The organism is Mesorhizobium sp. M7A.F.Ca.CA.001.10.2.1, assembly GCF_003998575.1.
Lineage (GTDB): Bacteria > Pseudomonadota > Alphaproteobacteria > Rhizobiales > Rhizobiaceae > Mesorhizobium.
On the sequence record NZ_RZQY01000131.1, the window covers coordinates 1 to 11,292 of the forward strand.

Consider the following 11,292-nt stretch of genomic DNA (forward strand, 5'->3'; position numbering starts at 1 on the left):
GTGAAACACCGCTGACGGCCTATGCGCTGGCGGCACTCTACAGCGAAGCCGGCGTGCCTGCCGGTGTCGTCAACGTGCTGACCACGACCAGTCCCGGGCCGCTTACTTCGGCCATGCTCGCCGATCCGCGCGTCAGGAAGCTGTCCTTCACGGGGTCGACGGGTGTCGGCCGAACCTTGCTCGGCGAGGCTTCAAAGCATGTCATTTCGTGTTCGATGGAACTCGGCGGCAATGCCCCGTTTGTCGTCTTCGACGATGCCGAACTCGACGCCGCCCTCGACGGCGCGATGATCGCCAAAATGCGCAACGCCGGCGAAGCCTGCACCGCCGCCAATCGCCTCTATGTACAATCGGGAATTTATGATGCTTTTGCCGACGGGCTCCGCAAGCGTATGGCGGCACTTAAGGTGGGAGCGGGACCGAATGCAGACACAGAATGCGGGCCGATGATCACCAGAAAGGCTGTCGACAAGATCGACCGCCTGGTCAAGGACGCCGTGGGCCGGGGGGCCAAGGTGCTTTGCGGCGGGGCGATTTCGGAGGAAGAAGGGTTCTTCTATCCGCCCACAGTGCTGTCCGATGTGCCGCCCGATGCGGAGATGGCGCACGAGGAGATTTTCGGCCCGGTGGCACCCATCACACGCTTCGACACCGAGGCCGAGGCGATCGCACATGCTAACAACACGGAATATGGCCTGGCCGCTTATATATACACACGCGATATTGGACGCGGCATGCGGGTGGCGTCCGGGATCGAGGCCGGCATGATCGGTCTCAACCGAGGACTGATGTCGGATCCGGCCGCACCATTCGGAGGCGTCAAGCAGAGCGGCCTTGGCCGCGAAGGCGGCCAGCACCACGGCATCGCCGAGTTCATGGAGGCTAAATATATTGCCGTCACCTTCTGAACCGGCAGTCATGTCAAACGACCCTTTCCGCACGCGCGACCATGTGGCCGACTTTGACGATATCGTGGCCGACATAGTAAGCCGCAGCGCCGAAACCCGGGCGACCCTGCCGATGTCGGCTGATATCGCCTATGGCGAGGGCAAGGCCGAAAGGTTGGACCTCTTCTTTCCGCCCGGCGCGCGCAGGGATCTTCCCGTGCACATCTTCATCCATGGCGGCTACTGGCGCATGTTCTCCAGGAGCGACTATTCTTATGTAGCGAACACAGTCACCAAAGCTGGGGCGATCGCGGTCATCGTCGACTATGCGCTGATGCCCGAAGTCAGGATGGCGGCAATCGTCGACCAGGTCCGACGTGCCAAACAATGGGTGCTGGACAATATAGCCGCCCATGGCGGTGACCCTGCCCGGCTAAGCGTAAGTGGTCATTCGGCGGGCGCACACCTGGCCACATTCCTGTTCGAAAAGACGCCAATGCCATCGCGCATACGTGCGGCGCTGCTGCTAGGCGGCCTTTACGACCTCAAGCCCCTTCAGACGTCCTTCCTTCAGCCGCTAATCGGAATCACCGATGAGGAGGCAGCTGCCTTCACCCCAATGACGCGGTGGCATGACCCGGAGACGGCAGCGACCATTCTCGTGGGAGATCAGGAAACGTCACCTTTTCACCAGCAGGCCGCCGACTTCGGAAAGCGCTTGCGCGCGCAGGGGCACCTTGTCTGCGACCTCCGCCTGAATGACCGAAACCACATGAACAGCGCGCGTGATCTGGGCATCAGCGGCACACAATCTGGCGATTGCCTGATGGCGATGATCGAGGGAAACGGCCTATAGGACGGAACCTGGGGAAGCAGAGCCGCTTGACTGCCGGGCCAGACACTCCCGTCACTCAAGAAAGTACCGTCACGGGATCGCGGCACGCTACCGGCATCGGGCTGAGCTTTGCGGCAGGTGAATCCGGCAGAGGACACAACCGACGACTCCTCATCCTCTTTCTCCACACTGACGAACTGCACAGCGCATCAGAAAATCGAAATTGCCCCTGCCGCCCTGAGTCGCGATGGTCTTTACGCAAGCAGCCGGCTTAGGGCTGTGGAGGAAACGTCGTCGCGGCAAAGCCCCTGGGCAAGGCCGCTTTGGCACGCCGCTGGTTCAAACCGGCAGCGAGGGAGGGTCTGACTTGGCTGGTTCGGGCAAATCCGACACCGCGCGCTTGGGCATCAAAATGTCCCAGGAACTCGTCGTCGGCGCGATCTCGGCCGTCCTGTTCCTGGTGTTCTCGGCGACGCTCAACAATTTCCTGAGCCAGGGCAACATCCTTGCCATTCTCAAGAATGTCTCGATCCTCGGCACGCTGGCCGTCGGCATGGGGTTCATCGTCGTCGGGCGCGGCATCGACCTGACCATGGTGGCGGTGATGGTGGTCGGCGTCGCTCCGGGATCACGGCGCGCAGTGTCGGCTGGTCGAACCGCGTCACATAGGCCAGCGTCTCGCCACGGCGCACGAACTTGCCCTCGAGATCATTTGCCGAAGGAACGATCAGAGTTCCGCTTGCCTGCGCCCGTACCGTCAGCGCTTCGGCACGGTCGCGTGCGATGACAAGGTCGGCGCGTGCCAGCCTGAGTTCTTCGGCCACCACTTTGGCGTTGACCTTTTCCGAGACATCGAGTTTTTCGAGGCGGCGCTCAAGCTCCCCAACCCTCAAATCCAAGAGGACGGTCCGCGCTTCCAGCAACGGGTCTTCCAGCCGCAGGATCGGGTCGCCTCGCTCGATCCTGGCGCCGGGCGTCGCGACAATTTCCGCCACCACGCCATCGACACCGGCATTGACGACTCCGTCGCCCGGCAGCCATACGACGCCTTGCGCGGCGGTCGCGTAAGGCAGCGGGATGACAAAGAACGGCGAGGCTACCAGTGCGAGGCTGGCTGCAACGACGGCGAAGGCCCTCCCCCTCGTTTTTCTCAGGGATGGGCTCGTGAACAGAAACCACAATTGGCGCGCCAGCGGCACGCCAACCATCAGCACCAGCGCCCACCCAGCCATCATCATGCCGACGACAAAGTAACGCTGGCTGACCAACGTGACGATCGCCACCATGACGCCGATCCGGTAGAAGAATGACGTGACGCCGTAGCTGAACAGCCAGAACTCTTCGCCCTGCGCGGTCGCCGGCGTTTCGGCGCTTTCGATGCCGAACAGATAATGCTGCACCAGATAGCCGAGATATTTGGTCGCCCGCTGACCAAGGTTCGGTATCTCGAGAATATCGCTCAGAACGTAATAGCCGTCGAAGCGCAGCAGTGGATTGCCGTTGAACAGCAAGGTCGAGACGCCGCCGATGAGCATCACGTTGAATGCGAAGGCGCGCACCAGTCCGGCCTCGGCGTTCAGCCAGACGATCAGCGCCAGACAGGCTAACAGCCCCTCGACGATAATGCCTGCCGCACCCACCAGGGCGCGCTGCCATTTGTCCCGGAATGCCAGGCTCTCCGACGCGTCGACATAGGGCACCGGCATGAACACGAGCAGCATCACGCCGATCTCGTGCACCTCGCCGCCCCAACGTTTGACGGCGAAGGCATGCCCCAGCTCATGCAAAGCCTTGATGAAGGGATAGGCGATCAGGATCAGCACGATATTCTCGGCCGACAGAACCCGGTCGGTTACATCGCCGGTCAGCGCCTGCCAGTTCATCGCGGCAAGGAAGATCGAATAGGCAACCAGCGCGAGGAAGGCGACGCCGCCGAACCAGGACAGGAACGGCCGCACCAGCGGATAGGTCGCGTTCAGGAACTCGTTCGGATCGAACAGCCCGACGCGGATAGCCAGCGGATTGGCGAATTTCGACAGAAGCTTGCGGTTGTGCTGCTTGCTGGCGCGGTCGGCGATTTCCTCGATGTCGGGCGGAATGTCGCCGAACAGCACATCCGCTGCGTGAAGCTGCCCCAAAAGACGGATCACCGCGTCTTGCGTAATGACCTTTTCGTCGAGGTGTTCGCAGGCGTTGTCCCACACGTCTTGCATGGTACGTCGGCCCGTCATCAGGCTGATGATGAAATAGGCCTCCGGCGTGAAGCGATGGAAGCGGCCAGAGGTCCGATCCTGCATCACATACCAGACCTGGTTGCGAAAGATCGTGCGGTGGATGCTCACCTGGCTTCGCAGCCGCGGCTTCAATTGCGCAACGCGATACCAGGACGAACTGAAATAGCTCCCGTCCATGGTCAGCCCGCCCAGCGCCAGAGGGTCAGGCGCAGCCAGTCGATCATCTTCTGGGTGTAGACGAAGAACAGCAGCCGTTCATCCACATGGGTCTTGCTGACGCCCTCCATGCCAGGACGCAGCCGCTCGAGGGACCCGGCGAGCGAAGCCTCGACCATGAACGAGTTGCGGCCGTTGCCCTGTCGCGAGACAGAGGTGATCTGTTCGATCTTGTATGGCAGCGGCTCCCTCGGCAACGCGCTGACCCGCAACTGGCCGGTCTGGCCGATCTTGATGTCATCGATGTCGCTTTCGTCGACTTCCAGGACAACGCGGTAAGAATCGAGTGGCGCGATGTGAAACAATTCCTGGCCACGCTCGACCGCCGCGCCGACCGATTGCGACAGATCGCCGGCGACGATGAATCCGTCAAACGGCGCCACCAGTCGGGTGCGCCGCAGTTGTTCGTCGATCAGCGACAGCTGCGCGTCCGCCTGCTTGATCTGGGCCTCGATGATCTGGCTTTCGGCGCGCTCGCCACGCGCCAGAGCGCGGTCGAATTCCGTCTCCTTCTGAGCCTTGGTGGTGACCAGCCGCAGCCGTTCGAAATTCAGATCCTGATCATCGAGTTGCGCCAGCACCTGATCCTTGCGCACCGTTTCGCCTGCCTTGGCGAATTCAGCCAGAACATAGCCGCTGAACGGGGCAACGATGGTTCGCTGCACCGAACCGCGAATGACCGCGGGCGCCGTTACCGCATAGGGTGAGGTGGCGACGCTCAGATAGGCCGCTATCGCCACCGCGGCCAGCGTCGCAATCTTGCGCCCGATGAAGCGCGGGCCAAGCAGCCTCTTGATCTGGATCCAGCCCGCTTCGATCGCCTTGGTGAAGATCGTCCGGTCGTTACCGCGTTTTTCCTCGAGCACCGGTCCGACCACGGCCGCGACTGCATCGCAAAGGTAGATCGTCTCCTGGTCAAAGCTCGCGTCGGCGGGCCGCAGGAAGGTAAGCGCGCCCGTCATCGTGCCGTTGCTCTGCAGCGGCACGGTCAGGGCGGCGCCATTCTTGTACTGGCGCGTCAAGGCTTCGTGCGCGATGCTGACCCGATATTCCTGACCCTGGCGCGGTGGCGCGACGACCACGGCCCGCTGGTCGATTGCCTCGTCCATCGCCGCCGCGATGTCGCGCATGAAGCTGACCTTGCCGTCGAATGCCGCCGAATGCGACACCGCCGCAACGCGCGTCCAGCGCCGGCGCATCACGCCGACGGCGACCGGGTCACAGTTCAGCCGCATGGCGAGTTCGGTGACGAGGGCGGTGCAAGCGCCCTTGTACCGCTTCTTCTCGATCACTGCCGCCAACATATCGAACGCAAAGCGGCTGCGCTGCGCCGCCTGTTCGCTCTGATCGCTCATGCCGCGGCGCAGATGCACCTCCACCCAGCCACAGGCCCACTGGATCTTACGCATGATGTCGGTGAAGGCAGCGTCGTTTCGCTTCACCGCAACGGCACAGGCTCCGAACAGATGCCCGTCGATGAGGATGGGTGACGCGATGATTTGTGTGTTGTCCGTCGGACCCGATACACTGACGCCCTGACGCTTTCCCGTGGCCATTTCGGTGGCGGCGAGAAGTCCGCCGACCGGCGACTGTGAGTTCGGCCATGCGGCGGCCAGCACATAAGGCCCGGTATCGGCTTCCCCGAGCACCAGGGCTGCTGCCGAGGCATCGGCAATCTGGCGGCACAGGAGGCCCAGCCACGCGCCAATGAACTCATCCGATGTCCCGGCAGTGCGGAAGCGTGTCCACAGCGCCTGGTCCAGAACGCTGTAGCTGACGATGCCGGCATCATCCAGCATCCTGTGGGTATCACTTTCAAGGATGCTATCGGCCATGGACAGCCGTTTCGAGGCGGCGCGCGCAGTTCGCGAGATGTGTGAACTGCGCCGCCATCATTGTCTCATCGCACTCCAAACAGACTGGACAGGCGCGACAGCAGTCCCTTGCGGTTGCTCCATTCGGCGAGACCGTTGAGGTCGTCCGAAGTTGCGTCGCCATCGTCCTGATCCGCATCGGGCGCTGCATCGTGCGGACGGTCCTGCTGCCGACCCTGTGCGGCAACAAAGGTTCCGCTGGCTTCGTCGAACACCCAGTTGAGCTGGCCGCTTGCCTGCAAGCCAGAAGTAGCCCCGGTCAGCACGATGTCGTCGGTCTTGGCGCTTGTATCGGCTTCTGACTTGGAATGTGCCGCCGCCGTGCCGCCGGAAGCTCTTGCGCTCGATATCGTCGTGGCTTCGCCAATCGGTTCAGCCCGGGCAATGCCTGCGCTCTGGAGCAATCCATGCTCCTGCGCGCCGACAAAGACGCCCAGGCCATCATGGAAGAGCTGCGTTTCAGTCAGCGGACCGGCAGATCCGGCCTCCGGCAGCCGGCGCTCGCCGGCGGCCAACTCAGCCGACATCACGCCCGCGTCGCCCTCATCGTGATCCAAGCCCGCCTGATGGCCGATCTCGTGGATCAGCACCGACAGAAGGTCCATCCGTCCATCGGCGGCGCCGCCCGGCAACGCCGTCAGGTGCCCGGAGGCATCGAGCTGGAACTCGCTGCTGTCGAGAGGTGACAGGTCGACGAACCAGCCCTGTCCGGCCGCATTGCGGTCGATCATCACCGCGCCGAACACCGACTGTGCCAGCGCCGAGCCAGGCAGATCGGTGATCTGGACATCCAGGTTCGACAGCTTGGCAAGTTGTGTCGCGTCGAGTTGGCCGCTTCCCGACCAGATCGCCACCGCCTGCGCCAACATCGCCTTGGCCTGATCGATGCCGACCGCCGTTGCCGTGTCCGCGGCCTGGCCGAGCGAAGCAAGCGCCAACTGATTGGAGCTGGTGCTGAACGCCGACGCATTGGTGCGGATCTGCAGCCGGTCGAAAGACGCACCTGCATTGCCTGTCACCAGACCGAACTCGCCATCGGCAATTGCTGCATTGAAGCCATAACTGCCGACGAATGCGCCGTTGACGGTGATCGAGAGGGCTGCGCCTCGTATGGTCAACTGGACGTCATAGTCCGTCGTTGAACTGAGCGTGCGCGCGAAGCTCTGATCGATCACCGTGCCGCCCTTCGACGTCACGTGTCCGACCAAAACCTTCTGGCCAACCACATCCAGGGTGACGAACTTGTAGTCGTTGGCGCCGTAGTAGTCGAAGACGATGCCAGCGGTCCCGGCGGTCTTCAACTTCGCCGTCAGTTCCAGATAGGCGTCCGCCCCGATCGCCGGGCCGACATCCAGCAGATTGGTGCCAGCGCTGGCCGCCGCATTCAGCCTGCCGCCCGAGAGCGTCCAGCCTTGAGCCGCAGTCTTCGACATCGGATAGGTCGGCGGCCCGTTGAACTCGGCTGCGTAGTCGAGCGTGATCTGTGGTGGCAAGACCTGGACACGGAAGTTGTCCACCGTACCCTTCGAGCCGCTGTTGCCGACACCGACGAGGCCCTTGTTCAGCGCCACCGGCTGGCCATCGACGATGCGCGGCGCGAAGGTGTAACTGAACCAATTCACGCCGGCGACGGTCAAACTCACGTTCGTGCCGTTGACTGCGAGCAGGACATCGTAAGCCTGGTTCGCTTTGAGCTGCACCGGCTTGTTGGACTTGACCAATTGATGCCAGCCGCTGGCGTCGCGATAGCCCATCTCGATCTGGTCGTTCGAGATATTGATGCCGGCATATTTGAAATCGGTCGGCGAATAATAGTCGAAGATGATGTAGGAGTTGGCCTTCCAGCCGCCGGTCGGCTTGTCGGCCGTCAAGGTCGCCGCGAGCTCGTAGTAGATCGGCGTATAGGCGTCGAGATAGAGAACCGCGGCTGCCTGATCCCAGGTGCTTGCCGACTGAACGGTGAGCTTGCCGCTGGTGACGGCGAAATTGCCCTCATCGACCGCCACGACCTTGGCATTGCCGTCGTTGAAGTCAGCCGTGCGCAGCACGTCTCGCTTACCGCCCGGAATGTTGCCAGCCTGGGGATCCGTCGGACCGCCGGTCTGATCCTGCCAGAAGCCATGATCCTTCTGGGTGATCAGGCCGATTTCACCTTCCACGCCGCCCATGAACATATGGACGTGGCTGTACTTGTCGTCTCCATTGATGCTGCCAGTGTCAGCGGTGCGGGTGATGTCGACACCGTCGCTGAATGCCTGCGCATAGAGGAAGTCGAACAGTTGCGGCGGCACCTGCCGGCTTACCGTCGCGATACCGAACGGTGCGAACGGCACCAGGTAGCTGTTGTACTCCCCGACCCAATCGATCAGGCGGTCGCCACCGGTGTTGCCGATCAGGATGTCGAGCCCGGCCCCACCGAAAACGCGGTCCTCATACATTGGGTGCGTCTCTGGCTGGTCGTTCAGCCAGTTGTTGGTCGAGAGCACATCGTCGGCATTCATGAGGTCGTTGCCCCAGCCGCCATAGATGTGGTCGCGGCCAGTGCCACCAACGATCCAGTCATTGCCCAGGTCACCGAAGACCGCATCGTTGCCGTCGGTGTTGCGCTGCGCAAACGCCGTCGGCGTGCCGTTCGGCGCAAAAGCGATCGCACCGTTGACCAGCGGTCCTTCATTGTCGACGAGGTTGAGGAAATACTGGCGCGTGATGGGCGCCGCACCGGTCTTCCATACCGAACCATCGGCGTTGAACATGATTGTCCGGCGCGGATCGTACTCGTCATAAAGGAAGAACTCGCCGAGCCGGCTCTGCACAGGCTTCGGCGCATTCCACGGATCGCTGTCGGGACCAAACCTCAGCACGTCGCCAGGGTTCCATGGCCGCGAGAAGTCGGTGCGCACGATGCCCACGACATTGCCCGCTGCATCGAAGCGCTGCGTATAGGAATCTGGCAGAGCTTCCCCGCCGCCGACCGCATCGTCGCCGGAACCGCCATGGATGAAGTCGTCACCCAGGCCGCCGAAAATGATATCGTCCACGACATTGGCGTCAAACAGCGGATTGTCGCCGCCCTGTGCGTTCGGCGTCAGATTGTAAGGGGTCAGGTCGACCGCCTTCTTCATCTTGCCACCGACATTGATCGTCTCGGTCTGCACCTGTCCCGGAGTGGAGATGAACTCGTTGAGCACATCGCCCTGGCTGGTGCGCGTATCCGGATCGGTCGCCAGCAATGGCAGCACGCCGAACAGGCTTTCGCCGTAGGTCGCGCTGTTGCGGCTGGTGAAGATGCGGCCGTCGTCACCCAGGATGCCGTCCTCACCGGTACCACCGGAGATCCAATCATTGCCCCAGCCGCCGATCAGATCGTCGTTCTCGGCATCGCCGAAGATCCGGTCATGGCCGCCGCCGCCATAGGCGGTGTCGTCACCGGTTTCGCCATGGAACTCATCATGGCCGCCGATGTCCTGCTTGGCCCATAGGCCGAACTCGTTGCGATAGGCAGGATTGTTCGGGTTGGTTTTGGAGAACAGGTCCGGACGGAAGTCCGGGCCGCCCGGCGTGTAGTCGAGCAGATGGATGCCACGCACGACGAGGCGTTCGCCACCAGCGCGCGCCGGGTCATTCACGTCGTAGTTGAACTGCACATAGAGCTGTTGCCCGGCTGCGCCGGTCGGATTGATGTCGGTGTGATTGACGCCGACGATCCGCACGATGTTGCCGTTGTCGCCGATCATCGAGTCGGCATCGCGGGCAAAACGCGAATTGGCCAGCGTGCCGTCATTCGGCAGATTATCGTCATTGCGATCAATCTCGATGCCGGCGCCGCCGAAAATATAGTCGTCTCCGTCAGGCCGCATATTCGGATCGATGAGGCTGAAGAAGGACGAGGAACCGCCGATCAGATCATCCTGGCCGAGACCGCCGAATATCTGGTCGTCGCCGCCACCGCCTTCGATATAGTCCTGGCCGTCGGTCGCCGCCGTGAAGGAGGCGATCACCGTCAGCGGACCGATCGGATCGGTGACGCCGGCGGATGTGCGCGATGCGCCGACATGCGAGGTACCGGCAAAGGCAAGCTCGATGCCGCCGTCGCCCTGCACCACGTCATGGCCGAGCTGACCTAACAGTTCGTCATTGCCTTCGCTGCCGGCGATATAGTCGTTGCCGAAGCTGCCGACGCCGGCCGCGCCCTCGTCGAAGGCAAAGGTGTGCAGCGCCGCGTAGTCGACCGAATACTCGCTCCACCACGGAGCCCCGTCCGGATCGCGATACCGCCGCGCGATGCTGTCGACCAGCAGCAGGCCGCTGTTGTCGGCATTGACTGTGCCGAGGCCGGCCGGCATCGGCCGGTCGGTACGGCTGTACATCAATGTTCCGGCCAGCGTCTGGAAGCGCAGACTGAACGTGTCATTGTACAGATTGCCGTGAGCGCCGCCCTGGCGCGACAGGTAGACGTTGTCGCCGAAGACGCGATCGTCCTGCTGGTCACCATCGAGCAGATCATGCCCGGCGCCGCCGACGATGACGTCGCGGTCGAGGCCGCCGAACACCACGTCGTCGCCGCCATTTTGCAGTTCGGCCGATTTGATGCCGGTGACCAACGCCAGCTCGGTCGTCTGGATGCGCTGCTTCAAGGCTGACGGGAAGTTCGGATCGTCGACGAACATTTCGATCACGCCGTGATCGGCGAAGATGATGTCGTCGAAGTCGCCGAGCAGGCCGGCAGCCGCGACCGAACTCGGCCCATAGCCGAGATGCGAAGCGCCATCGCCGAAGATCACGTCGTCGCCCGCATTCATCAGGTCGCGAACCGACGACTTGACCGGCTTGATCGTCGTGCCGTTGGTGTCGGCATTCGGATCGGCCGAAGGCAACGGACTGTTGTCGACCGTGTCGATGAACAGCTGGCGCGTGAAGATATTCACGTTGACGCCGCTATCGCCATAGATGTGGTCGGCGCCGCGATTGCCGATGATCAGGTCGTCGCCGGAACCGCCGGCGAGATGATCGCCAGCCTGGCTGCCGTAGATCGTGTCGTTGCCCGCGCCGCCATAGATCGTCAGACCGACGCTCGGCAGGTTTGCCGACAGCGTGCCGGCGAACAAGGCGCTGGCGTCGATGATGTCGTTGCCGGCTAGCTTGTAGGGATTGGCGAGCGGGAACACCCACTCGTCATCCTCGTTCTCGCCGTCCTGCAGTTGCGGGAACGGATCGAACGGCTTCTCGCCGAATTCCATACCCAAGAC

6 protein-coding genes are annotated in these 11,292 nt (G+C 62.6%); 2 read left to right on the top strand and 4 right to left on the bottom strand.

All coding sequences use genetic code 11. The features are described 5' to 3' along the window. Both EN964_RS11490 and EN964_RS11495 read left to right on the top strand, forming a co-directional pair. Positions 1-908 (top strand): aldehyde dehydrogenase family protein (locus EN964_RS11490; protein WP_127276367.1); only part of this gene is annotated, 908 nt, incomplete at its 5' end. Between the two features lie 10 nt (positions 909-918). Beyond that, entirely contained in the window at positions 919-1,743 is an 825-nt protein-coding gene (locus EN964_RS11495; RefSeq protein WP_164748775.1) for an alpha/beta hydrolase, read from the top strand. Between the two features lie 318 nt (positions 1,744-2,061). On the opposite strand, the gene EN964_RS37650 is transcribed toward EN964_RS11495, so the two are convergent. From EN964_RS37650 to EN964_RS11515, 4 genes are all read right to left on the bottom strand, one after another. Continuing rightward, the gene (locus EN964_RS37650; protein ID WP_206528710.1) at positions 2,062-2,277 is read right to left on the bottom strand and encodes a hypothetical protein; all 216 of its coding nucleotides are present in this window, start codon (positions 2,275-2,277) and stop codon (positions 2,062-2,064) included. 5 nt (positions 2,278-2,282) lie between these two features. Next, entirely contained in the window at positions 2,283-4,133 is a 1,851-nt protein-coding gene (locus EN964_RS11505; protein WP_127269818.1) for a peptidase M50, read from the bottom strand. Between the two features lie 2 nt (positions 4,134-4,135). Next, positions 4,136-6,007: an HlyD family efflux transporter periplasmic adaptor subunit gene (locus EN964_RS11510; protein WP_127269820.1), complete on the bottom strand. Its 1,872-nt coding sequence runs from the start codon at positions 6,005-6,007 to the stop codon at positions 4,136-4,138. 65 nt (positions 6,008-6,072) lie between these two features. Next, positions 6,073-11,283 (bottom strand): hypothetical protein, encoded by a 5,211-nt coding sequence (locus tag EN964_RS11515; RefSeq protein WP_206528711.1) that lies wholly within the window; start codon positions 11,281-11,283, stop codon positions 6,073-6,075. Positions 11,284-11,292: the final 9 nt, after the last annotated feature.

Coding starts and splice junctions, on each gene's coding strand:
- EN964_RS11495 (WP_164748775.1), top strand. CDS start 919: ATGTCAAACGACCCTTTCCGCACGCGCGACCATGTGGCCGACTTTGAC.
- EN964_RS37650 (WP_206528710.1), bottom strand. CDS start 2,277: ATGCCGACGGCCAGCGTGCCGAGGATCGAGACATTCTTGAGAATGGCA.
- EN964_RS11505 (WP_127269818.1), bottom strand. CDS start 4,133: ATGGACGGGAGCTATTTCAGTTCGTCCTGGTATCGCGTTGCGCAATTG.
- EN964_RS11510 (WP_127269820.1), bottom strand. CDS start 6,007: ATGGCCGATAGCATCCTTGAAAGTGATACCCACAGGATGCTGGATGAT.
- EN964_RS11515 (WP_206528711.1), bottom strand. CDS start 11,283: ATGGAATTCGGCGAGAAGCCGTTCGATCCGTTCCCGCAACTGCAGGAC.